Origin of the sequence: Cylindrospermopsis sp. CR12 (assembly GCF_001432185.1) — a bacterium.
GTDB lineage: Bacteria > Cyanobacteriota > Cyanobacteriia > Cyanobacteriales > Nostocaceae > Raphidiopsis > Raphidiopsis raciborskii.
This window is the reverse complement of the sequence record NZ_LMVE01000106.1, coordinates 157,190-181,755: the sequence shown is the minus strand read 5'-3', so window position 1 is coordinate 181,755 and position 24,566 is coordinate 157,190. Positions and strand designations below refer to the sequence as shown.

General features: G+C 38.6%; 26 protein-coding genes and 1 tRNA gene. 19 read left to right on the top strand and 8 right to left on the bottom strand.

What is annotated here, in order from left to right:
- Positions 1 to 367 precede the first annotated feature (367 nt).
- Positions 368 to 1,519, top strand: a complete 1,152-nt coding sequence (locus ASL19_RS12550; protein WP_057178597.1) for a Fic family protein — start codon at positions 368 to 370, stop codon at positions 1,517 to 1,519.
- A gap of 519 nt (positions 1,520 to 2,038) precedes the next feature.
- On the opposite strand, the gene ASL19_RS17185 is transcribed toward ASL19_RS12550, so the two are convergent.
- From ASL19_RS17185 to ASL19_RS12535, 3 genes are all read right to left on the bottom strand, one after another.
- On the bottom strand, positions 2,039 to 2,299 hold the full coding sequence (locus ASL19_RS17185) for a DUF29 family protein (protein WP_057178596.1): 261 nt from the start codon (positions 2,297 to 2,299) through the stop codon (positions 2,039 to 2,041).
- A gap of 185 nt (positions 2,300 to 2,484) precedes the next feature.
- Positions 2,485 to 4,398, bottom strand: a complete 1,914-nt coding sequence (locus ASL19_RS12540; protein WP_082604695.1) for an alkaline phosphatase — start codon at positions 4,396 to 4,398, stop codon at positions 2,485 to 2,487.
- A gap of 430 nt (positions 4,399 to 4,828) precedes the next feature.
- Entirely contained in the window at positions 4,829 to 5,455 is a 627-nt protein-coding gene (locus tag ASL19_RS12535) for a TetR/AcrR family transcriptional regulator (protein ID WP_006278655.1), read from the bottom strand.
- A gap of 153 nt (positions 5,456 to 5,608) precedes the next feature.
- On the opposite strand from ASL19_RS12535, the gene ASL19_RS12530 reads away from it, so the two are divergent.
- The 13 genes from ASL19_RS12530 (at position 5,609) to ASL19_RS12470 (ending at position 15,483) form a co-directional block, all read left to right on the top strand.
- A complete protein-coding gene (locus ASL19_RS12530) occupies positions 5,609 to 7,156 on the top strand; it encodes a pitrilysin family protein (RefSeq protein ID WP_057178594.1) in 1,548 nt (515 codons plus the stop codon).
- A 23-nt stretch (positions 7,157 to 7,179) separates the two neighbouring features.
- Entirely contained in the window at positions 7,180 to 8,697 is a 1,518-nt protein-coding gene (locus tag ASL19_RS12525; protein ID WP_006278657.1) for a pitrilysin family protein, read from the top strand.
- Between the two features lie 236 nt (positions 8,698 to 8,933).
- A complete protein-coding gene (locus tag ASL19_RS12520; RefSeq protein WP_006278658.1) occupies positions 8,934 to 9,170 on the top strand; it encodes a hypothetical protein in 237 nt (78 codons plus the stop codon).
- 240 nt (positions 9,171 to 9,410) lie between these two features.
- Positions 9,411 to 9,641, top strand: a complete 231-nt coding sequence (locus ASL19_RS12515; RefSeq protein ID WP_057178593.1) for a hypothetical protein — start codon at positions 9,411 to 9,413, stop codon at positions 9,639 to 9,641.
- Between the two features lie 63 nt (positions 9,642 to 9,704).
- A complete protein-coding gene (locus ASL19_RS12510; protein WP_057178592.1) occupies positions 9,705 to 9,941 on the top strand; it encodes a hypothetical protein in 237 nt (78 codons plus the stop codon).
- 77 nt (positions 9,942 to 10,018) lie between these two features.
- On the top strand, positions 10,019 to 10,252 hold the full coding sequence (locus ASL19_RS12505) for a hypothetical protein (RefSeq protein ID WP_006278661.1): 234 nt from the start codon (positions 10,019 to 10,021) through the stop codon (positions 10,250 to 10,252).
- A 113-nt stretch (positions 10,253 to 10,365) separates the two neighbouring features.
- Positions 10,366 to 10,575: a hypothetical protein gene (locus tag ASL19_RS12500; protein ID WP_006278662.1), complete on the top strand. Its 210-nt coding sequence runs from the start codon at positions 10,366 to 10,368 to the stop codon at positions 10,573 to 10,575.
- Between the two features lie 17 nt (positions 10,576 to 10,592).
- Positions 10,593 to 11,756 carry an aminoglycoside phosphotransferase family protein gene (locus tag ASL19_RS12495; protein WP_057178591.1) on the top strand — a complete coding sequence of 388 codons (1,164 nt, stop codon included), beginning with the start codon at positions 10,593 to 10,595 and terminating at the stop codon, positions 11,754 to 11,756.
- 61 nt (positions 11,757 to 11,817) lie between these two features.
- Positions 11,818 to 12,915, top strand: a complete 1,098-nt coding sequence (locus ASL19_RS12490) for a T3SS effector HopA1 family protein (RefSeq protein ID WP_057178590.1) — start codon at positions 11,818 to 11,820, stop codon at positions 12,913 to 12,915.
- 144 nt (positions 12,916 to 13,059) lie between these two features.
- Positions 13,060 to 13,317, top strand: a complete 258-nt coding sequence (locus ASL19_RS12485; protein ID WP_006278666.1) for a HetP family heterocyst commitment protein — start codon at positions 13,060 to 13,062, stop codon at positions 13,315 to 13,317.
- A 130-nt stretch (positions 13,318 to 13,447) separates the two neighbouring features.
- Positions 13,448 to 13,741, top strand: a complete 294-nt coding sequence (locus ASL19_RS12480; protein WP_235529000.1) for a DUF3782 domain-containing protein — start codon at positions 13,448 to 13,450, stop codon at positions 13,739 to 13,741.
- Between the two features lie 413 nt (positions 13,742 to 14,154).
- The gene (locus ASL19_RS12475; protein ID WP_072149136.1) at positions 14,155 to 14,832 is read left to right on the top strand and encodes a hypothetical protein; all 678 of its coding nucleotides are present in this window, start codon (positions 14,155 to 14,157) and stop codon (positions 14,830 to 14,832) included.
- Positions 14,833 to 15,015: 183 nt separating this feature from the next.
- The gene (locus tag ASL19_RS12470; protein WP_057178589.1) at positions 15,016 to 15,483 is read left to right on the top strand and encodes a DUF29 domain-containing protein; all 468 of its coding nucleotides are present in this window, start codon (positions 15,016 to 15,018) and stop codon (positions 15,481 to 15,483) included.
- 10 nt (positions 15,484 to 15,493) lie between these two features.
- On the opposite strand, the gene ASL19_RS12465 is transcribed toward ASL19_RS12470, so the two are convergent.
- A complete protein-coding gene (locus ASL19_RS12465; protein WP_057178588.1) occupies positions 15,494 to 16,504 on the bottom strand; it encodes a glycosyltransferase family 2 protein in 1,011 nt (336 codons plus the stop codon).
- A gap of 62 nt (positions 16,505 to 16,566) precedes the next feature.
- A complete protein-coding gene (locus ASL19_RS12460) occupies positions 16,567 to 17,250 on the bottom strand; it encodes a C40 family peptidase (RefSeq protein ID WP_057178587.1) in 684 nt (227 codons plus the stop codon).
- Positions 17,251 to 17,624: 374 nt separating this feature from the next.
- On the opposite strand from ASL19_RS12460, the gene ASL19_RS12455 reads away from it, so the two are divergent.
- Positions 17,625 to 17,993: a pentapeptide repeat-containing protein gene (locus ASL19_RS12455; RefSeq protein ID WP_057178586.1), complete on the top strand. Its 369-nt coding sequence runs from the start codon at positions 17,625 to 17,627 to the stop codon at positions 17,991 to 17,993.
- Between the two features lie 11 nt (positions 17,994 to 18,004).
- Here the strand turns inward: ASL19_RS12455 and ASL19_RS12450 are convergent.
- The 3 genes from ASL19_RS12450 to dhaK form a co-directional block, all read right to left on the bottom strand.
- A tRNA-Val gene (locus ASL19_RS12450) sits at positions 18,005 to 18,078 on the bottom strand.
- Between the two features lie 211 nt (positions 18,079 to 18,289).
- Positions 18,290 to 18,961: a dihydroxyacetone kinase subunit DhaL gene (gene dhaL, locus ASL19_RS12445; RefSeq protein WP_057178585.1), complete on the bottom strand. Its 672-nt coding sequence runs from the start codon at positions 18,959 to 18,961 to the stop codon at positions 18,290 to 18,292.
- A gap of 1 nt (position 18,962) precedes the next feature.
- Complete coding sequence (gene dhaK, locus ASL19_RS12440; RefSeq protein ID WP_057178584.1) at positions 18,963 to 20,036, bottom strand: dihydroxyacetone kinase subunit DhaK; 1,074 nt, start codon at positions 20,034 to 20,036, stop codon at positions 18,963 to 18,965.
- A 97-nt stretch (positions 20,037 to 20,133) separates the two neighbouring features.
- On the opposite strand from dhaK, the gene ASL19_RS12435 reads away from it, so the two are divergent.
- From ASL19_RS12435 to sfsA, 4 genes are all read left to right on the top strand, one after another.
- Positions 20,134 to 20,970 (top strand): prephenate/arogenate dehydrogenase, encoded by an 837-nt coding sequence (locus tag ASL19_RS12435; protein WP_040010097.1) that lies wholly within the window; start codon positions 20,134 to 20,136, stop codon positions 20,968 to 20,970.
- Positions 20,971 to 21,050: 80 nt separating this feature from the next.
- Positions 21,051 to 21,551 (top strand): 2TM domain-containing protein, encoded by a 501-nt coding sequence (locus ASL19_RS12430; protein WP_057178583.1) that lies wholly within the window; start codon positions 21,051 to 21,053, stop codon positions 21,549 to 21,551.
- A 178-nt stretch (positions 21,552 to 21,729) separates the two neighbouring features.
- On the top strand, positions 21,730 to 23,793 hold the full coding sequence (locus ASL19_RS12425; protein WP_057178582.1) for a serine/threonine-protein kinase: 2,064 nt from the start codon (positions 21,730 to 21,732) through the stop codon (positions 23,791 to 23,793).
- 39 nt (positions 23,794 to 23,832) lie between these two features.
- Entirely contained in the window at positions 23,833 to 24,561 is a 729-nt protein-coding gene (sfsA, locus tag ASL19_RS12420; protein WP_057178581.1) for a DNA/RNA nuclease SfsA, read from the top strand.
- The last annotated feature ends 5 nt before the right edge of the window (positions 24,562 to 24,566 follow it).

Here is a 24,566-nt window from a genome sequence, read left to right as displayed (position 1 = left end):
ACTTTGTCACCCGGTAAGCTAATTTTGACGCTCAATTTAGCTTTTAATGATTATTTTGTGTTAATTGCTATGTAATTTAAATTTAATTGAGTTAGCCTTTATCTATACTTTATTATAAGAATTGTAATAAGAAGTGCGATCTGGCGAGTGCTAGTGCTTCCCGATCTCCCATAGGGAGTGCTTTGTAATCGCGTCTTGATATATAGTGGGTTTACAAAGCTGTGGTATAATGGGTAGAAAAAGTATGAGAACTATAAAAGGCTACGGCACTTCCAGAGATTTTTTTGTGAAATTCTTATTCTTATTTTAGTATAATGGCAGAAACTAAAATAAGATTAAATCTTATTTTAGTTTCAAGGTGGAGCAAATGAAACGAGGGATTCAGGGACATTATGTGACCATTTCCACAGCAGGTGAGAGGGCGCATGCTTTTATTCCCAAACCTTTACCTCCTCATCCCGCCATTGAGTGGACACAGACACTATCTAGCAAATTTGATCAAGCACTTGTTAGCCTTGGTCGTCTCAGTAGCATTTCAACACTCCTTCCAGACACGTCTTTCTTAATTTATATGTATATCCGCAAAGAAGCGGTGCTTTCTTCAATGATTGAAGGCACTCAGTCATCGCTATCTGACTTGTTGATATTTGAATTAGAAGAGCAACCAGGAGTCCCGCTGGATGATGTGCGGGAGGTTAGTAACTACCTTGCTGCGCTTGAACATGGGCTGCGTCTTTTGAGGGGGGGCCTTCCCATTTCATTGCGACTCTTCAAAGAGATCCACGGTGTCCTTCTCAACAAGGGACGTGGCAGTAGTCAGACACCGGGGGAGTTTCGGCGCACCCAGAACTGGATCGGTGGCACTAGACCGGGTAACGCAGCCTTTGTCCCACCGCCGGCCAACGAGGTTTTGGAATGTATGAGCAAGCTGGAACTGTTTCTCCACGACGAACCAGAACCAACCCCAATTCTCCTCAAGGCAGCCTTGGCCCATGTTCAATTCGAGACCATCCACCCTTTCCTTGATGGTAACGGGCGTTTGGGTCGCCTATTAATCACGCTGCTGTTGTGCGAACATCAAGTTCTACAAGAACCGATGCTGTATCTTAGCCTTCACTTCAAGACTCACCGTCAATACTACTATGAGCTGCTCAATCAAGTTCGGCTAACCGGAGATTGGGAGGCATGGCTCGATTTCTTTGCTGAGTCGGTCATCATCACTGCTACTCAAGCGGTAGAGACTGCCCAGCAGCTTCTTGAGCTGGGGAACCAAGATCGTGATAAGATCAAGGCACTTGGCCGTAGGACAGCTTCTATGCTACAGATCCATCGAGCCTTGACAGAGCGCCCCATTGCAACATCCCCTTGGCTAGTCGAGCGGACTGGGCTGAGTCCGGCTACAGTTAATAAAGCATTGGCCCAACTGCAGAAACTTGGTATAGTTCGCGAGCTTACTTCCCAAAAACGAAACCGTCTTTTTAGCTATGCTGACCACGTGGAAATCTTGAGTCGAGGCTAATATTGATAGTTGGTTAGTTTTTGGATACGCACGACAGCTTAATCAAGGGTATTGATATTACTGCACTCGAATAAACTATTACCTGCAATAGAATACCCTTGGGGGTTTTTAAAAACTGGAGTTTATACTAAAGACAAGAGCGATTGCGAAGCACTCCCTTTTTTCCTCTGCGTAACCTAAATTTTTTAAATCTTCCTCGATTCTTCTGTAAGTCCGAAAGTATAAATGGGAAATTAACCTTTCCATCAGTTTTTTCGATTATGAATTTTTAGACAATGGTGCGATCGCACATCCTTGGTTAAATAGCAGTATAATGTCAAAAACAATCTTGAGCAAAAGAATGAGATAGTGCATTATAACATATTCAGGTTCCTGTCAGTAACATCCTTGAGAGTGTAACAACAATTAACTGGTATCTCCATACCTGTTTCAGCGATCGCATCCATATGATTTACTTGTCAATAGCAGCCACGAAACAACATGAAGACAACACTGGAATATTGAAGATCCGCATCACGGTTAAATATCAAGGCGAATAAATTCGCCGTTGGCACTTCCTCCACTGTCTAAAGCCAAGTGGCTTCCGTGCCTTTCGGCGATTTTCTTGTGATGCAATATTAGTCGCATACTACTTAATAACTGATCTCGTTCTCGTTTCGACAAGTCTCTAATTTCTTCCACTAAGTTTATGATATCTAGCTTATCAAAATGCCCGTTAGCAATTAGATCAGCCATCTTTTCTGACCAGAGAGCAAAATCTTGTTCATACAAAGTTGTCATAGTTTGTATATCTGTTCATAGAAATTATCTGTCCCGTCATCATAATTAGGAAATTCCGTCATTTTTTAGCAGTTGCAATTATCATGACTATGACTCCTATCAAATGCTGACTTTACTATTTTAACAAGCGATCGCCCAGTGATAGGTTAGAGTACATAGGAAATCATTGCTGAAGAAACTAGTTTTTAAGGATTAGAACTCGTTATGGCTCTTTTCATGGTTTGAAATATGTGGGTTTGATCCACTAAACCACGTCCACCTGGTATAGTATAGGTAGACCCAGTACTGTCTGTAAATTTTACGTTCTGTCCTGCATATATGGTTAAATTACCAGAATAAGCTCCCTGATAATAAACAGGTACAGGTCTTCTAGTATGATTGCCCCACAGATACTTTTGGGTGGGATCTGACCCCCAAAAATGACCAGCATCTCTGGGGTTGTGCTTGATAAAGGTAATATCCTTGGCATTATATTTCAATCCCCTAGCCATTTTTCCATCTTGGGGAGTTAATTTCTGGGGAAAATCATCGTTTAGTGTCAGATAGTGGTCATGGTCAGCAGTCACAATCAGCAAATTTTTCTTCCATCCACCATTAGTGTTAATCCAATCAACCACACTTTGAACGGCTTTGTCAAAGTCATTGACTGTACCAATTAAATTATCCATATTATTGTCATGAGCTGCCCAGTCAATATCACCACCCTCTACCATTAGCCAGAAACCATCCCTATCTTTACCAAGGACAGTTAGAGCTGCTTTGGTCATTTCCTCTAAGGTGGGATTTTCGTTGATTTCTCTAGCAATAAAGGAAGCATTGGTTTCACCAGGAGCCAAAGGACGAACAGTATCTGTATTAGCTGAGTTAGCAGTGGTAGGGTTCCCCGATTTATCAATTACTGGTATACATTCATTGGTAGAAGCAGTAATTATTTTCCCGGAAGCGCAACTAGAAGTAGTTCCAGTTTTCACCACCGAGCTATACAAACCAAACTGTCCTAACCCTGTGAGACTATAATCTCCCTTAGAAGAACTGACAGGTATATTACCATCTTGACCACGGGCCCCATACAGACCAAACAGTTTATCACCATTGTTTGGATTAGTATTTGCAGCGGTCTGTGCTAGGATTTCACTGGCATTGGGACCTCGTTCCAAAAAAGTATAACCATAGCGATTGTTGAGGTTGGGTTTGGTAAGGTGATTAACCGCACAAGCAACTGTGTCGGAGATTTCTGTTTTACCACTTAAATTCTTATAAGTATCCCCAGTAATATAAGTATATTTACAGACGGATCCAGTAGCTGTAGAATTGGATAAATCCAGAGGGTGTCCACCACCCAACAAAACATTGGGTTGAAAATCTAACAGTGTTTGTTGCAATATGCTATCCTGGTTGGTCTTTTTGGGGTCATAAGTACTGTCATATTTGTTGCGACGATTAACAAAGGAAGCTGCTGCTCCAGGAGTCGCATGGCTCACAGGTACTGAGGTTACTAAACCTGTGGACTTACCTTGCTGTTTAGCAATTTCCAGAATGGTGGTTAGTTTCTTCTCATAAATATCCACACCCATGGCGTTATTATAACTCTTTACGCCTGTATATAAGGTTGTAGCCGTGTTAGCGGAATCAGGATAGCTATATTTAATGTACTCCTTATTGTAACTACCAGGACGAGCAGGAGTCAGAGGGATCCAGGGAGTAGGTCCCCCTTGAGATATGTCGTATCCAACAACATTGCCAGGGTTTGTACTGTTGCCATCGGAGCGATTACCAGGATTAAGTGGGGAGGAATTAAATGAAAAGCCCTCAATTACCTGACTAGCTCCTGTGACTGGATTACTACCGTCCAGGGCAGAGTTTCCAGTAGATTTAGTTCCATTACCCCTCTGAATGGTAGTACCAAAAGTGGTTACTAGTCCATATCCGGTTAAAGTTTGCATACTTAAACCAGATCCTTTGCCTGCAGTATAAAAAGCCCCACCTCTAGCTACTGCAGCAGCACGGGTCATATTCCAACCCATGCCATCACCAATCATGAGAATGACGTTAATGCCATTACCAGTGGCTAAGACAGTTTGAGGATAACTAAAAGCCACTATAAAGACCGAGAAAATTAGGGAAAGACTGAAGGATATAAGTCTTCTGCACCTGTTTGATAATGATGGCATCCTGGTATCTCTTAAAACTAGTGAGTTGAGTATTTACTGATAAAAATTGGGTTCTAAGTGCGTAGCGGTAAATTCTGAAACAATGGGTGTTATGTTATCGTTAGTGAGCTGATAGGGCGTATCCGGTTTTTGGTTGAACCCACTTAAAGACATTAATATGAAGGCGATTAGACCAGATACAAAGCAGATCACAGGTTTGTAATACTTTCGTGGTAACAATGAAATCATGTTTCTCTGGAAAAGAATCACTCCTATTCTATATTCTGGAGGTTGAGTTCGGGTTAAGTTTTTGTTAAGATTTGAAGGGGGCAACTGTCAAAGAGTTGCAAAACTCCTACACAAGAATCCTTGAGAATTATTATTGAATTGTGGATTCCTTCACCAAAACTCCATTTAAGAATATATCTGCTAAACCTTCGGCCATTTGTTGCATTTCCTGGGGAGATGCATTTGGTTCAATTAGAGTGTGATCAGAAAAACCTGCGATCGCGAACATTCCTAAAAATACTTTAGCAACCAATTTAGCATCCATTTGGCGATAGATACCCCTATCCATGGCGGTTTGGAAAAATGCTTCTGCAACACTGGTCATTTTATCAATCACCTCAGTTTGGATGCGATTCTGCAAATCTGGATGAAACTGCACCTCCATGAAACAAACTCGCATCAAATCAACATTCTTTTGCATGTTCCACATTCTGCGACGCATAACCTGAGCTATGGCTTTATAACTACCCATTTCACTCAATTCTGTCAGTAGGTCCGTGAGAATTTCTACCCAACCATTGGTTGCTACCTCTACCAGAATTGCCTTTTTATTGGCAAAATGACGAAAGAGTGTACCCTCAGCAACTCCTGCAGCGTGGGCTAAATCACGGGTAGTAGTGCTATCAAATCCCCTGGAAGCAAATAAACGCAATGCTGCTATAACAATGCGGCTACGGGTTTGAGCTTCTGAAGGGGAGGAATAATGAAAAACTGGCATAGTAGTTATTCGGTGTGTGTTAGGGAACACGAATTTTATCTGCATTGTCTAACATGAAAGTTAGGAAGTACGGAAAGCTTAATAGAAGATTAATGCTTTGTTTGCTATCTGACCGGAATTTTAAAGAATTGTAAATTTAGTTGGATTTTTGCTATGACCCATTGGATTTTTACTTGTATGAGGCGTTTTCTGGTAATAACCCTAGCATTTTTCTTATTTTGTGGTAATTTTCCCATTCAAACAGCGATCGCCCTACAAGGTAATCAAAGTTCGATTAAGCCCTATTTAGACCGAGTTGTTAAGCAACTAACAGAGTTCACTTTAGATAATGGTTTAAAGTTTATTGTCTTGGAAAGACATCAAGCACCCGTGGTTTCTTTTCTGACTTATGCAAATGTTGGGGGGATAGATGAACCAGATGGACAAACAGGAGTAGCTCATTTTTTGGAACACTTAGCTTTTAAGGGAACTAAGCGTATTGGTACAACAAACTACAAAGAGGAGAAGCCCTTATTAGATAAATTAGAGCAATTAGATAGTCAAATTAGAGCTGCCAAGAGTGAAAATAGAACGGAAGAGCTAGAAAAGCTAAAAAAAGAGTTCAAAACCGTAGAAGCTCAAGCTGGGAAATTGGTGAAACAAAATGAAATGGGTCAAATAGTTGAACAAGCTGGAGGTGTGGGTTTAAATGCTAATACTTCTAGTGAAGCAACCCGTTACTTTTATAGTTTTCCCGCCAATAAATTGGAGCTGTGGATGTCTCTGGAATCAGAAAGATTTTTAGAACCGGTATTCCGAGAATTTTATAAAGAAAGGGATGTGATTTTAGAAGAAAGACGAATGCGGGTAGAAAATTCTCCCGTAGGGTTAATGGTTGAAAAATTCACCGATGTTGCTTTTAAAGTTCACCCTTACCGGAGACCTGTTATTGGTTATGATGAAGATATTCGTAACCTTTCTCCAGCTAATGTGAGGGAGTTTTTTAACAAGTATTATGTTCCCAGTAATTTAACCATTGCGGTGGTTGGTGATGTTAACCCTAATCAGGTTAAAAGATTGGCCAAAATTTATTTTGGTAGATATCCAGCTAAACCGAAAGCACAAGCTAAAATTAACCCCGAACCTAAACAAACCAGCACCAGAGAAATTACCGTAGAACTACCCTCACAACCTTGGTACTTGGAGGGCTATCATCGTCCTAGTATCACTGACCCCGATAACGCTGTTTACGATATTATCAGCAGTTTACTAAGTAATGGTAGGACTTCACGACTGTATAAATCTTTGATTGAAACCCAAAGAGTGGCTTTGGTGGCGGAAGGGATTAGTGGTTTTCCAGGAGACAAGTATCCTAATTTAATGTTATTTTATGCTCTGACAGCACCAGGTCATACAGTAGATAAATTGGCGATCGCCCTAGGTCAGGAAATTACCAAATTGCAAACCCAGCTCGTATCTGAGAAAGAATTAGAGCGAGTCAAAACACAAGCTAGAGCAGGTTTACTAAGGAGTTTAGATTCCAATATGGGTATGGCACAGCAACTATTGGAATATGAAGTGAAAACAGGTTCTTGGCGGAATTTATTCAAGCAATTGGATGACATTACAAAGGTTACCCCTGCGGATATTCAAAGAGTAGCACAATCAACCTTCACAGCGGAAAATCGCACAATTGGTAAATTACTTTCCCAAAAATCATAGGTAGAGAGGAAGAAAGCAGAACCATGGTCAGGAGTAAAAAATTGAAATTTTCACGTAATATTTTCCCCAAGTTGGGTAGAACTTGGCAATTATTTTTCGCGGTAGTAATTGCCTTAGTATTGACCTTGAATTTCTCAAGGGTAGCAACAGCAGCAGCGAAGCATTATACGGACTTACAATTCAATTCTTTACCGGGAATTAAACTGCCAAAGTATGAGCGATTCCAATTAAACAACGGTTTAGTCGTCTATTTAATGGAGGATCATGAATTACCCTTAGTTAGTGGAACAACTCTAATTAAGACTGGTAGTCGTTGGGAAGCAGGAGATAAAGTTGGTTTGGGTGACGTTGTAGGTTCACTAATGCGCATTGGAGGAACTAACAAACACTCCCCGGATGAACTAAATGAAATTTTGGAGCAAAGAGCAGCATCCGTAGAAACTGACATTAATGAAAGCACTGGAACTGCGAGTTTTGAAAGTTTAACTGAAGATTTAGAAACTGTGTTCGGGTTGTTTGCAGAAGTCTTACGAGAACCAGCTTTTGCTCCAGAAAAGTTGGAATTGATTAAAACTCAAATTAAGGGAAGTATTGCCCGTCGCAATGATGATTCTGACAATATTGCCAGTCGGGAGTTTCGCAAATTAATCTATGGTCAAAATAGTCCCTATGCACGCACTATAGAATATGCAACTCTGGATAAAATCCAGCGAGAAGATGTGATTAACTTCTATCGGAAATATTTCCATCCCAATAACATAATCCTGGGAATTGTGGGGGATTTTAACCCGAAAAAAATGCGCTCTCTGATTCAGACTAAACTGGGTGATTGGCAACCTAATCTCAACATTGCTAAAACTCAATTACCACCAGTGCAGCAAGCTAATTTAAGTGGGTTATTCTTTGTCAATCAACCACAACTGACACAGAGCAGCATTTTGATGGGACATTTGGGGGGAAAATTCAATAGTCCAGATTATGCAGCATTAGATGTGATGAATGGTGTGCTAAATGGGTTTGGAGGAAGACTATTTAATGAGGTGCGATCGCGCCAAGGTTTAGCCTACTCTGTATATGGTTTATGGAATCCCCGTTTTGATTATCCGGGTGTGTTTATTGCTGGTGGACAAACTCGTTCTGATGCTACCGTACAGTTTATAAAATCCATTCAATTAGAGATTGAGCGCATTCAAAAGCAACCAGTAACAGCGAAAGAATTAAGGTATGCTAAGGAGTCCACCCTAAATTCTTTTGTATTCAATTTTCAGGATCCAGGTCAAACCCTGTCACGGTTAATGCGTTATGAATATTATGGTTATCCTGCTGACTTTCTGTTTCGCTATCAAAAAGCGGTGACAAAAACCACAGCTGCAGATGTGCAAAGAGTGGCTCAGAAATATCTCAAACCAGAGAATTTAGTTACTTTAGTCGTAGGAAATCAAAGTGCCATTCAACCACCGTTAACCCAGTTAGCAAGTAAAATTACACCAATAGATATCACCATTCCCGGATCTCAAGACACAGGCTCAAAAATCAACTGAAAAGTAAATCTTCTCAGGAGATAGGAAACCACTTCAAAGTTCTTACCTCACTCGTAAATCCCAGAGTTTCTAGCTTATAGAGTGGGGTAATTTAGAGACAATAAGCCTGAAGTTATGTCTATAAACTTGATATTGAAAGGTTGCAATTTTGAGAGATTATCTCAGAACATGAGAAAAAGAATTTAAAATTCTAAGTCAATTCTCCGTAACCCAAGATCTCACGAGGTGATGCAAAAATGGACATAAAAATCAGTGATCTATACCCTAATGGTGATGGCGACCTTTTGCAAGAAGTTACTCCTGGCGAAATGGTTAATATCCAAGGAGGTGTAAGACGAAGAAGGAGAAATTCCAATTCGGTTGAGAGTGGTGATATTTCCCAAATTTTAGGACGTGTCAACGACAACCTAGAAAGATGGAGAGTGGAGATTGATGACACACTAGATCAATTGAGAGATTCAGTCACCTTCTAACCTTTGAGTTAAGTTTTTACTAATTCTTATTATTCCTCCCTTGGTCAAGGGGGGATTTATTATATATTCAGGTAGCTGTTTTTAAAAACAGAAGGACATTAAATCATGACTAATGTCCAATCAACACAGTTCAAACCCTTGATTTTTTAAATTTTCTCCCATAAAAATAGGAGTATGGGTTGAGCAAACGTCAAACGCTCCCATATTCACCAATAAGAACAAGTATTCTAGGAGGAAATTATGGCAAGTATTAAACTGGATCAGTTACAAACCACTGGTTCTGAACTATTTCAAGATTCTGAAAGTTTTCTCAATGATATGAGTGATATCAACTCTATTTCTGTTCATGGAGGATTCGGATCCAATGTGAGTGACATGTCCATATTCACCAAATTAGCAGAAGCATTTGTCAATACCTACGGTATTGGTCATATTGCCTATTTGGCTAAGTCCTACAGCAGTGGAGTATAAAACTAAAACACTGTTGATTTAGGGAATGTTTATCACTAGCAATCAGTCTTTGAGGAGGAAATTATGGCAAGTATCAAATTGGGTCAATTGCAAACCACTGGTTCTGAACTATTTCAAGATTCCGAAAGTTTTCTCAATGAAATGAGCGATGTCAATTCTATCTCTGTTTATGGTGGTGGGTCTGATGTTAGTGACATGTACACTCTCACTAAATTAGGAGAAGCATTTGTAAATACCTACGGTATTGGTCATATCGCCTATTTAGCTAAGTCTTATAGTGATCATGATTATTATTGGTAAGAAAATTACCAGATCATTTCCTGGTCACTTCTGGTTCACTCATACTAAGTTAATAAAAAATCCTTGAGGAGGAAATTATGGCAAGTATCAAACTGGGTCAATTGCAAACCACCGGTTCTGAACTATTTCAAGATTCTGAAAGTTTTCTCAATGAAATGAGCGATGTCAATTCTATCTCTGTTTATGGTGGTGGATCTTATGATTTCAGTGATATGTCCATATTCACCAAATTAGCAGAAGCATTTGTCAATACCTATGGTATTGGTCATATTGCCTACTTAGCCAAGTCCTACAGCGACTACGACTACTAATACGCTGAAATAATTAGCCAGTTTGGCTCTCCTGGAATCAAAGGTAAATTATTAATACCACAGGAGAGCCAATAAAAAAGGCTCTAGAATACCCTTAATACCTATTAAGATCCATGGCTAAAATTATGATCAATGATCTGGAGCCTATTAACTCAGAAACATTCATTAATGATCTGAATAATCAAAATTCTCAAGCTATTTTTGGTGGTGAAGATCCTTATTTTGATGGACTGATAAATTTTGGCATCAAAACTCTTGAGTTTATGGTTGTTATCACAGCTATTAATGCCATTTCTTTTCTAGTATATTCCTTTCAAGAATAACATATCTCCTAAAAATTATGCCATTTGTTTTAAGTTCTGAAAACGTTTTTTATTACCTGATTTCTCAAAGAATTTGCACTCAAGAAGAGCAATCAGCAAGCAAGATTGATCTCAAATCTGCTAAAAATTTTAATCTATTACTTACTTTACCCGATAACCGTCAATTATTGGTGAAACAAGAACGTATTAATCGAGAGGGTAAAACCAGCGGTGAGTTTATAGATGAATGGCAAGTTCATAATTTTTTTCAGACATTTTCAGCAGTAAATCATCTTCGTTCATCCCTATCAGAAGCAATACATTTTGATCAGGCAAATTCCATCCTTGTCTTCAACTATCTCAGAGAATATCGGGATATAGGTGAGTTTTATGCCCGAGAAAATTTATTTCCCATGACAATTGCTCGCTCCCTAGGGGAAATATTAGCATCAATTCATCAGTTGACTTTAGATCGTCCAGAATATGAAAATTTCTTTCAAAATTCTCAGATCACCAGAAAACATAAAAATTCTCACGTACATGAGGGAATCCCTAGAATTACACCGGAACTATTTGGTCAACTGACTGCAGATGGTTTAAAATTCTTTTCCCTGTATCAACGTTATGACAATTTGGGGAAAGCAATTTCCCAATTGGGTCAATCCTATCATGCTTGTTGTTTGACCCATAATGACCTAAAACTCAATAATATTCTCCTGTCTTTAAATTGGGAATCTACAATAAGTCAATCATCCGGTAATATCCGGGGGGAAAAAATAATTCGCCTCATTGACTGGGAGCGTGGTAATTGGGGAGATCCAGCAAGTGATTTAGGTTCCATAATTGCCAGTTATTTACAAATTTGGCTATATAGTATGGTAACCAGTCGAACTATACCAATTGAAGAATCACTACGATTAGCAGCTATTCCTTTGCACTTGATACAACCTTCTATAGCAGAACTAGTAGGTGGTTATTTAACTACCTTTCCAGAGATTTTAGAGCGTCGACCTAATTTTTTGCAATTAGTTGTACAGTTTACTGGCTTTTCATTAATTACCTCCATTCAAGCTAAACTGCAACACGAAAAGACCTTTGGTAATTCTGGTATTGCTATTCTTCAGTTAGCCAAAACTCTCTTGTGTCGTCCCCAAACATCTTTCAGCACAATCTTTGGGGAGGATATTAGATTTGAGATCTAATTAAGGCGTCAAAAGGTCAGTCAAGGGGATTTTGTTGTTTTTATCTATAGGTGACAAAACTATGCAATTATTAAATTCTCGCAAATTTCAGCTGACACAACTCCCTGAGCAGTTGCAAGATTCTCTGCAGGATATGGTTAGTCACATTCAAATTGAGTCTTATTACTCTATTAAGCATACACGCTACAAGCATTCAATTCTACCAGATTCTGTAACTTCTCAGTTTGAAAGGCTACCTTTAGAGATACAGCAGCAACATTTAAAATTACAATTGCGTAACTTTATATATAACAACTATTATAACGTTAACATAAAGAATAAATCAAGTACAGATGAGAACATAGACAGCAGTAAATTGAATAAACAGCTTGAAAACAATAGTTTGTTTGGGGTAGATCTAGAATTTTATGATCGTCTACACAATGGGAACAAAGGTAAAGGTTACTGGAGTCATAATTGGGAGATTGTCAAGGAAGAGACAGATGGTACCTTAGCAGTCTATAAGAACGGCTTAACACTGCACATTGACCCCAATTTACATTTATCACCAACAACTCAAGGTCTCAGTGCTGGAAAGACTATATCCGTTAAAATGCCGAAGAATTTGGTACAAAACGGCTTTTATATGGCCGTAGCTAATGCGGGAACTCAAAACAATCAGGAGATTACCCGCATCTACTTTAATATAGCAGCTGAAGGAGCAGCAACAGTGATGGAAAGTGTAACGGAATATCTTAATGATCTTGACATTTCATTCTCTTTTAAAGCATTATATAATCCCGGTGATTATCAACGTTACGATTCAGCTGTTCTCTATTTTAATAAAAGTCAACATCAGATAGTCTGGCCTGTTTTGCAAAAAGTCTATGCAGAAAATGAATTATACTTTCAGCAACAGGTTCCCATGTTCACTAAAATACTAGCACCTGGGTTAGGCTGTGCGGAAGAACCAGAGCAAAAATTTGGCGACCAAGAGAGCTTCGGTACTCACCGCTGTCAAATTATTGCTAATGGATTAATTGAAGCCTGGCTAGCGGGTGATCATACTCCAGAGGACCGCATAAGTGCTATCTTTAAACAGTTTGCATTACAAAACATCCAGTTACAACATCCTTATCTCAATCCCCATTCTCAGGATATTTATACTCCCTTTTTTTAAAAAGGGTTTAATTTCAACTGTGAGGATTATTTCCTCACTATCCCAAAACATCACTACCAGTCTCATGTCCAATTTTATGGGGTGTTTAACACGAAACTTTAGTAACTGACAAAATAACTATTTAATGACTGATAGAGGTGATAAATGATTCCAGAGAATTTTGAACAAAAGCAAGAGTCAGAAAAGATAGATATAACATTCCAGCATATACAAATTCAGCAAATTATTCATGCCATTATTGCAGGCAAATATGCTTGGGCCTGTATTTTATTTATTTACTTTTCAGGAAGGGATCCCCTCCACTATATACCTCAAGAAATTTACACTAAGTTAGTGAGAGATAATTTTCCACCAGTATCAACTAATCGGGAGTTGACAACTGACAAAAAATTGAGTAGTTAGATTTACTGACCCAGTTTGGAAGATTTAGGTGTGAGGGCGATCGCAATTTTCCCTGCAAGCTGAACAAAAACGTCTATCTCAAGAACATCAACAGGAATATGAACAACGCCAAAGAAAACATGAAGAAGAGATGGACCAATTCCGTATATTTATGGAAGAAACCAGGAAGATGGTGGCTGAAACTAATAAAAATATGGGATCCATCACTAGCAGATGGGGTGAGTTTGTAGAAAACTTAGTTAGATCTGCTGCGGCGCGATTATTTAAGGAGCAGGGTATTAATGTACACTATACCTCTCTTCAGGTAAAAGCTCATGATTATAAAGGTTCCATAGAAATTGATATTTGGGCAGAAAATGATGGTGAAATTGTAGCCATTGAAGTTAAGTCTCACTTACCTCTGGTATCCCAAACTAGACACTAAATGGACAGGCGATCGCATGTCTATTTGGTAAACAGGATAAGTTATAATAGAAGAAATTTTTACCTAATATTATAGAATTATTAGCAATGAAACTATTACAATCGCAGATATTTTTGCTTTATTCAAAGAGAGTGAAAGACAAAGAGAAGCGGAACAAAAGCGTCTATCTCAAGAAATTGAACGGGAACGTGAAGAACGTCAACGGGAAAATGAGGCCCGTCAGCGAAAACATAAGGTTTATTTTTAATTCGTCCAGCAGGAGACTCGGTAGCTATTGACATGAAGGAGGATTTTCAAGCCAAGGTGTGGTAAGTCTATAAATAGATATGCGATCGCATTTACTATCTATACTACTAGTTTGTAACGTAGGATAGGTTAGAATAGAAGAAATTTTTACTGAAGGTTATAGACTTATGAGCAACGAAACAATTACGCTCGCAGATATTTTTGCCTTATTCAAAGAAAGCGAAAGGCAAAGAGAAGCTGAACAAGCTGAACAAAAACGTCTATCTCAAGAACGTCAACAGGAATATGAACAACGTCAACGGGAAAATGAACAGCGTCAACGGGAATACGAGGAACGCCAGCGAAAACATGAAGAAGAGATGAACCAATTCCGTATATCTATGGAAGAAACTAGGAAGATGGTGGCTGAAACTAATAAACATATGGGATCCATCACTAGCAGATGGGGTGAGTTTGTAGAAAACCTAGTTAGACCTGCTGCTGTGCGATTATTTAAGGAGCAGGGTATTAACGTACACTATACCTCTCTTCAGGTAAAAGCTCATGATTATAAAGGTTCCATAGAAATTGATATTTGGGCAGAAAATGATGGTGAAATTGTAGCTATTGAAGTTAAGTCTCACTTGAAGGTACGAGATATTAAACGATTTATAAAAGTGCTGGATCGGTTCAAGGATATATTTCCTAAATATAAAAACTATAGGCTTTATGGAGCAGTAGCGGGTATTAAAGTAGATGAGAAGGCAGATCAATACGCCTTAGAACAAGGTTTATTTTTAATTCGTCCAGCAGGAGACTCGGTAGCTATTGACATGAAGGAGGATTTTCAAGCCAAGGTGTGGTAAGTCCCAATCATAACCCAATATAAATATTTAAGTAAAATTATCACGTTAAATGTGTCAGCAGATACTAATGTTGAATCATATGAAAAGTTTACAGTTACCCTCTTTAACCCAACTAGTATTAGTGTTAATAGTTTAGACCAAAGAGCGATCGCCTTAATGTCTAGTGATTAGGACTTGGATAATATGTATAATAAACTGTATGATAGCGATTTAGAATTATGGATCGAACAAACAATTCAACAATTGCAAAATCGTGAGTTTGTATCTTTGGATGTTGAGCATTTAATTCAGGAGTTAGTAGATTTGGGTAAGTCCCAGAAGAATACACTTAAAAGTAATATTAAGATATTATTAGCTCACTTACTCAAACTAAAAATTCAGCATGATGCACCTGATATGATGAAAACAAGTTGGTACGGTTCAGTTGTAGAACATCGTCAACGGGTACTGGATAATTTAGCAGATACTCCATCTCTAAAAGGTTTTCTCGTGGAAGCAGTGGAAAAAGCCTATCCTGATGGACGAAAATTGGCAATTAAGGAGAGCAAATTTGCTAAATTGGGAGTCCGTCTACCAGAAGAGAGTGAGTATCCCATAATTTGTCCTTTTCAAATAGAGGAAATTCTGGATGAGGACTTTTATGGAGACTAACCATTATAACCTAGTTGGGAATTTTACCTACAACTTCCCTAACCCGATATATTGGCCTCCCCTGAGACTCATGATAGGTACGCATTAGCATTTCCGCTAATAGTCCAAAACAAAATAACTGTACTCCGGTAACCAGCAATAATACCGCTAAAATTAGTAGGGGACGACTACCAATGTTGAGATAAAAAAACAACTTGAGAATGGTGAGATAAATACTTAGTCCCCCACCAATAATGATTGAACCTAAACCTAATAACCCAAAAACGTGCATTGGACTAGTAAGAAACTTTTTCATAAAAAGAATAGTTATTAAATCCATTAATACACGAAATGTCCGATATATACCATATTTACTTTTACCAAAACGTCTTGCGTGATGACGTACGGGAATTTCTGCAATTCTTGCTCCTTCAATATATGCTAATGCAGGTAGAAACCTATGTAGCTCTCCATATAGATTCATATCTGCTACTAATTCTGCACGGTAGGCCTTGAGAGAACAACCATAGTCATGAACATAAACACCAGTAGCACGACGAATTAACCAGTTAGCAATTTTGGAGGGTATGAGGCGATTTATTGCTCCATCCTGGCGATTTTGCCGCCAACCAGTCACTAGGTCATAACCCTCATCTAGTTTAGCTAATAGTGCGGGAATATCCATGGGGTCATTTTGTAAATCCGCATCTAAGGTAACAATGGTTTCACCTGTGGCATAATTAAAACCAGCGGACATAGCAGCTGTTTGTCCATAATTCCGTCGCAAAATTATTACTTTTAGATCATTGCGCATTTGAGCCTGGGTCTTGAGAAACTCTGCTGAACCATCCTTAGATCCATCATCTACGCAAACAATTTCATAATTTAATCTATTTACTTGTAAAGCATGACAAATTCCCTCTAGCAATAATGGCAAACTTTCTAGTTCATCTTTAATCGGTAAAACTACTGAAATGTCAAGTGCTTTATATTGACTACTAGATAATTTTTCGTTAGTGGCTGGCAGTGGATAATTAGTCATAAGTATTACTAAATGTAGAAATAAGTAGGGTTAGAATTAGTAGTGGTTAATGTAGTTAATATTTACCATTCTTGGGAAATGGGGATGTAACTTCTCACAACCCTACCAGATCCACGCAGTTGTTTATAGTATAACTGACTAATGCGATCGCCATCTGGTGACAATTGATCAATTCCGATTCCGTTCCGTCCCTGGTCTTTTCCTGAGCTGTGAATATAATATCCATTTCCTAAATATAAACCCACATGGGTGGCTTTTTGGGGAGTACCAAAAAATACTAAATCTCCTATCTGTATCTCATTAATATCTATAGTTTGAGTAAACGCTTCTTGTTGATAAGCATCCCTTGGTATCCATACACCAACGGATAGGAAGGCAGCCTGCATTAAACCGGAACAATCATAATTGGGCCCTACGGTTCCACCCCATAGATAATAATTGGTTTTTCTCATGGCTTTTTGAGTAAATTCAATTACGTCTGGTACAAGTTTTTCAATTTCTATAGCGGTAAAATTAGCTGGTTGGTAGGGTTTTGTGGCAAGTTTTAATAGGTGCAAATTATTAGGAGCAATCCATCCTCGGTACTGATCTTCACACAAACAAACTTCAACACAAGTATCTTGAATTTGTCCCTCCCACGGCATTCTTAAATTCCTTCCCCTAGCAGCTTGGGTTGCTAATCGGACACATTCGGGAGAATCATAAATGTTTAAGTCTCTTATACATTGATATTCATTCATTTCCATACAGTTTTTTGAGTAAGTTCATTGTGAGATGCAGTCCATACAAAAAATTCCCAAACTTTTTACGTGTCAGTTAATAAACTGTCACCATCCAGGTTGGTTACTCCCCTTCTAAGGAATATTCTAATTACATGCAAGGAGTGATACCTCTTTACTCAGGTTTGTTATTGACTTCGCTCTGCTCCGTGTAATGGAAATGTTTGAAGTTCTCCATACCAAGTCTGGAGTAAGTTGGTGAAACTTATACGGGGGAGTGCCTGAGTACCTTAAAGAAACTCAGGTGCTTTTTTTTGACTGCTTATGGCTAAAGCTATATACTTATACTACTGCAAAAGTTAACCTATTTGTTAATCTCTTTTTTGGGTAAGCGTGGATAAATGGAAGCAGAAGACTTAAAACGGCTTTATGGTACAGGCGAGAGGTACTTTGTATCTGCTGATCTGATTGGGGCTAGACTTATTGATGCCTATTTGCCGGGAATCAATTTGTGGGGGGCAAACTTGAGCCAAGCTAATTTGGCTAGGGCCAAACTTTGGGGGGCAAACTTGAGCCAAGCTAATTTGGCCAATGCGAATTTAACCAGAGCTAACTTGTGTGGGGTGAATCTTTCTCATGCCAATCTTAGAGGAGCTAAACTACACTACACCAAGTTCTATGGTGCTAACCTGAATGGTGCTATGTATGACATGAGCACCAGACTGCCTAGGGGGTTTGACCCACTGAGTCATGGTATGCGCAAAGTATGAGATGCTAGGAGTGGACGTAACTGGATTCGAACCAGTGACCTCTACGATGTCAACGTAGCGCTCTAACCAACTGAGCTATACGTCCTTAACTCCGATCTAACCATATCATACATGTTTGATTTGACTTTTCCAGCTCTAAAGAGACGTAGATTCATTAGGACCGTTTTTGCATAGAGGTCTGTTATGCCAAACGTTTTACAAGAGCGATCCAATTGGCGCAGTCAAAAACGCCCTACTGACTCCATCTAGAACAAGTCTAGATATTGTCCATACCTTTTTGTACCTTACCACCTTGATCAGTAGATGTCAATACTTGACTGCGGATAAATCCGCCTCCTGGCTCCCTCTACCACTTCTAATAAACTCCTGAGCATTAAATAAGCAGAAGTACCTCCAGGATCTTGATGTCCAATACTACGCTCTCCTAAATAACTGGCTCTGCCTTTTTTTGCTATCATGGGTATGGTATCTTTTAGTCCCTGCTCTGCTGCATCCACGGCTATTTTCAAGGCTAAGATTGTCTCCTTGTCCTCTGCTACAGCTTTTTCAAAGGCTAACACAGCAGGATATATTACGTCTACCATTGTTTTATCCCCTAGCTGAGCCTTACCTCTTTCTATTACTCCATCTAAACCAGCTTTCAAAAAAGCTAATATGTCCTTTGTACTTAGCTGGGTCTTCCCCATGGTGATGTCACTACCTCTTAAAAACCAGGTTCCGTATAACGGACCACTAGCACCTCCCACACTGGATATGAGGGTCATGCTCACTGTTTTCAAAATGCTGCCAATATCTTTTCCCTCAATGCTTGGTAGAATGCTACTGACTCTTTTGAAACCCCTGTCCATGTTAATTCCATGGTCTGCATCACCAATGGCAGCATCTAGTTCAGTTAATTCTTGCTTGTGATGTTCAATGACGGAACTAAACACTTGCAACCATTCAACAATTTGCACCTGAGTAACCATTTTAAACTCCCCAGCGTAAACTCGCAGTTTTAACTGGTGCATCCCATAGGTCTAACATTTCCTCATCTAGTTTGAGTAACGTAATAGAACAACCTTGCATCTCTAGGGATGTCATGTAAGGTCCAATCAGATTTCTCACAATTTCTAACCCCTCTTGCTCGCAAAGTTCTACTAGTTTACGGTAGACGAGATAAAGTTCCGAAATAGGAGTACCACCCATACTATTAACAAATGCTAGTAGGCGATCGCCTTTTTCCCAGGGTTTATTTAACAGTTCTACTTCTTTCCACTCCTCCTGCTTTTCATCCCATTCCCGCATTGTTCGACAATAATCCGTATCATCAAAGAGCGATCGCGCTAGAATTTCGGTAACCTCATCACCACGCATTAGGGGAACTCTCTCTCTTCCTGGTTCTCCATGAATGCCAATACCCAACTCTATTTGGTCATCTCCCAGGTCAAAGGTTGGTGTTCCCCTAGCTGGTACTGTACAAGAACTTAAGGCCACTCCTATGCTTCTTCCTAGAAGATTTACCTTTTTGCACAAATTGGCAACCTGAGGTAAATCGTAACCTTGCTCTGCTGCTGCTCCACAAATTTTTTCTGCTAGTACGGTTGTTCCCACTCCTCTTCTTCCTTGGGTGTAGGAACTATTTTTCACGGCCACGTCATCATCGATTATCATATTTAAGGTACGAATTCCTTGACTTCTAGCTAGTTCGGTGGCCATTTCAAAATTCATTATATCGCCGCTATAATTTTTTACAATATACAGGGTCCCTAAACCGCTATCAACCTTTTCTGCTGCTGCTAACATTTGATCGGGGGTTGGCGAGGTAAAAATTTCTCCCGGACAAGCAGCGTCTAACATTCCTTTGCCTACAAAACCCGTGTGCATTGGTTCATGTCCACTACCACCACCAGAAATAATTGCTACTTTACTTTTGTCAGGAGTTTCTGCACGATAAACAAAAGTAGGGTCAAAGTTTACTTTTATTAAACCACTGTGTGCCCTAGCCATGCCCATGAGACTTTCTTTGACAAAGTTTTCTGGTTGATTAATCAGCTTTTTCATAATTGATGTTATTAAGGATAAATATAAGGTTTAATTCTACGATTAATGTGGCCATTCAAACTGATGACTAGGCCCAAATTAATCTCTCAAGATGAAAATGAAAATTGGTATTCTGGGTTTAGGATTGATTGGTGGTTCTTTGGGTTTTGACTTACGCTCCCAAGGACATTATGTTTTGGGGGTTAGTCGTCGAGAACTAACCTGTCAAAAAGCTATGGAAATTGGCAGTGTAGACCAAGCTAGTGTTGATTTGAGTTTATTGGTAAGTTCAGAACTAATTTTTGTCTGTACTCCTATAGGATTAATTGTACCTCAGATAAAAGAGTTAATACCCTACCTACATAAGAATACTATTATTACTGATGTTGGTTCTGTGAAAGGACCCATTGTCCATTCTATTTCCCCCCTATGGGAGAATTTTATTGGTGGTCACCCCATGGCCGGAAATACTAGTGCGGGAATAGAAGCTGCTCAGTTTAACTTGTTTGTAAATTGTCCTTACGTAATTACTCCAGTTGCTAAAACAATCAAAAACAATTTAACACTTCTAGAAGAAATTGTGCGATCGCTTGGATCTAATGTTTACTACTGTTCACCGGAGCAACATGATCGAGCTGTGAGCTGGATATCTCATTTACCGGTGATGGTTAGTGCTGCTCTAATTGATGCTTGTTTAAATGAAACGGATTTAGAAATTTTAGAACTAGCTCAAAACCTTGCCAGTTCTGGTTTTCGGGATACCAGTCGGGTAGGTGGTGGCAATCCCGAACTGGGAGTAATGATGGCACAATATAATAGTCAAGCACTCGTTAATTCATTACATCAATATCGTGACCACCTGGATTCATTTATCAAATTGATCGAAGAGGAAAACTGGGAGGTTTTGGGGGAGAAACTCCTTTTCAATCAACATAACCGTCCCAGATTTCTGTAGGAAAATGCTAATGTGGAATTAGTGGAGATTGGATTCCACCGTTGCTACCTTTTAAAATAATGATGCTCAGGAAAGAAAACATGACATCAGAATCCAACAAACTGCGTTTTTACACCCAGGAAGAGGTACAGGAAATTTTAAACCTGGCGATCGCACGTCAGAGTAAAGATCTTAGTCAAGAGTTTTCCTATCAGCAGATTTTAGAGATTGCTAAGGAGCTACAAATTGAACCGGAAGCTGTTTTACACGCCAAAACTGAATGGTTGGCTCTACAAAGCGAAACACAGCAGCGAAAGGCTTTTAATACTTATCGTCAAAATAAATTGAAGAAACGTATAGGAAACTATATAATTATTAACACTTTTTTCGTGCTGACAAATTTAATTGGCAGTGCTGGTCTAACCTGGTCTCTATATATTTTGATGTTTTCGGGATTAGTTATCCTAGTTGAGGTTTGGAAGACCTTTCGTAATCAAGGTGAAGAATATGAAGCTGCTTTTCAAAAATGGAATCGTCAGCACCAAATCAAACAAACTGTAAATACGGTGATCAGTACAGTGATTAATAAGTGGTTTAAGTAGGGAGGATAGATTTAAAAACTATTTACAGGAACATTATAGAGCTTTAACAACTTGTTAACAGATAGACCTGATTTTTGGTTTATGATATTGTATAACTAGAAAGAAGTAAGTAGGGGGCACAATTGTTTGTAAGATAGATTCTGTTGATTTTTATGCTGTGAAATTTAATTTCAACGTCATGATATGTTGTTTAAATCCCGATTGTCAAAATCCTCAAAATCCCCATGGTAGCAAGTTTTGTCAAAGTTGTGACACTCCTTTAGTACCACTGTTAAGAAATCGTTTTCGTATTATTCGTGTGCTTTCAGATGAAGGAGGATTTGGCAGAACATATCTAGCAGAAGATACAGATAAATTAAATGATAATTGTGTGGTCAAACAATTAGCACCTAAGTTTGAGGGTACTTGGGCACAAAAAAAAGCAATGGAGTTATTCAGTCAAGAAGCAAAGAGACTGCAAGAATTAGGAGAGCATCCACAAATTCCCACCTTATTGGCTTATTTTGAGCAAGATAAATGTTTATATTTAGTACAGCAATTTATAGATGGCAATAACCTATTACAGGAGTTACAATTAAGAAAGCACTATAAAGACAGTGATATTCAATCTTTACTACTGGATTTATTGCCTATTCTTAAATTTCTTCATAGTCGGGGAATAATTCATCGAGATATCAAACCAGAGAATATTATCCGACGTAAAAGGGATGGAAGATTAATCTTAATTGACTTTGGTTCTGCCAAACAATTAACAGTTGCAGTTCAAAAAAAATATGGTACTTCTATTGGATCCCATGGTTATTCTGCTATAGAGCAAATTAGAGATGGCAAAGCCTATCCAGCTAGTGATTTATTTAGCTTGGGTGCTACTTGTTTTCATCTCTTAACTGGTCTATCTCCCTTTCAATTGTGGATAGAACATGGTTATAGTTGGGTCAAGAATTGGCAGGATTGCCTTAACAATTCTAGGAGTGCTGAGCTAATTATTATTTTAGATAAGCTATTACAACTAGATCTGAAAAATCGCTATCAATCTGCTGATGAAGTTATAAAAGACCTTAGTAAAAAGAATGTTTATGGTTCAAAAAAATCTGGCATATACCTTAAAAAGGGTAAACATGAAAAACATAAACATACTATTTTGCGAAATATATTTTTGATTTTGGTAACAATTTCGGTTGTGGGGGGATTGGGATATAGGAACTTAGGTCAAATACAAACGGCAATTTTCTCTCAATTTAATCCTTTATTAATACCAAGTAATAAATCTTCTACCAGTCCCGAGTATGGGCAAATATCTGGGAGAACTTCCTCTATTAGAACTAACAAAGTTAGTTTACTCAAAACCATAACACAAGTAGATAAATCCCTAGCAGTGGTGGCTATTACTCCAGATGGTAATACTATTGTCAGTGCGGGTCACAAAGAAATTAAATTATGGAATAGCAAAACGGGCAAACAAATTATATCCCTACCAGGACATACACAAAATATCAACGCTCTTGCCATTAGTCCAGATGGAAATAACCTAGTGAGTGCGGGAGATGATAAAACGATTAAAGTTTGGAATTTACAAACAAAAAAACTTACTTTTAATCTAGTTGGTCATCAAGACTCAATTCAAGCACTAGCTATTAGTCAAGATAGCAAAATCCTAGTTAGTGCGGGAGATGATAAAACAATTAAAGTTTGGAGTCTATTAACAGGAAAGTTTTTAAAAACTCTCCTAGGCCATAATTATTGGGTTAGATCTTTAGCTCTTAGTCCCGATGGGTTCACTCTAGCAAGTGGAAGTTTTGATAAAACTATTAAAATATGGAATATTAATCAAACCAGTGGGCAAAAACCAACTACACTATTAGATACTACTTCCCAAACAGTCACATCTTTAGCTTTTAGTCCGGACACTAGTACACTTGTCAGTACCAGTCGCGATCGCCAAATTAAGTTTTGGGATATTAAGAATAAGGAGATAATTTTTGCCAGTAAAAAACAAAATGTTACATCTGTCATTTTCAGTCCCGATGGTAAAACCCTGATTAGCAAAGCCAAAAGTTGCCCAGATTGTTCTGAGAAAATTTCCTCTGTGATTAAATTATGGGATGTAAGCACAAAGGAAGAAATTTACGCTCTACCAGGAAACACCAAAATTGTTACATCCTTAGTTTTAAGTGCTGATGGTAAAACTTTAGTGGGTGGAACAGAAGATAATAAGATTAATATTTGGGAGATTTCTCCCTAATATGGCAAAAACCTCACAAATCATAAACTACATATTGCAATGAAAAATTATCTTTACCAATACAACCAATTATATTCTGGAAAACTACTAAAAAGGTACAAGCGATTTTTTGTTGATGTGGAACTAGAATCTGGAGAAATGGTCACAGCGCACTGTGCCAATACCGGACCCATGACTGGAGTTTCTCAAATTGGCAGTGCTGTGCAGTTGTCCAAAACTGATAATCCCCAGCGCAAATTAGCCTATACATTGGAATTGATTCAAGTAGATAATGTGGATACTTCAGAACCAACATGGGTTGGTGTAAACACCAACTTACCCAATAACATAATTAAACTAGCTTTAGAAAAACAGCTCTTTCCACAACTAGGAGAGTATAAGCAAGCTAAAGGGGAGGTGGTTTATGGAAAAGAGAAAAGAAGCCGAGTGGACTTTTACCTAACAGGAAATGAGATGCCAATTTACTTAGAAATAAAAAACACTACTTGGAGTCAGGGTAGTTTAGCATTATTTCCTGACACAGAAACCACTAGGGGACAAAAGCATCTAAGAGAATTAATGGAGGTATTACCCAAAAATCGTGCGGTGATGTTGTACTTTATCAATCGAGGGGACTGTGTGGAATTTGCTCCTGGAGATAGTGCGGATCCACTTTATGGTCAGTTACTAAGACAAGCAATAAAAGTAGGTTTAGAAGTTTTGCCGTGTAGATTTGATGTTTCTCCTCAAGGAGTTCGTTATTTGGGTTTAGCTGAATTAAAAATTTGAGGAAG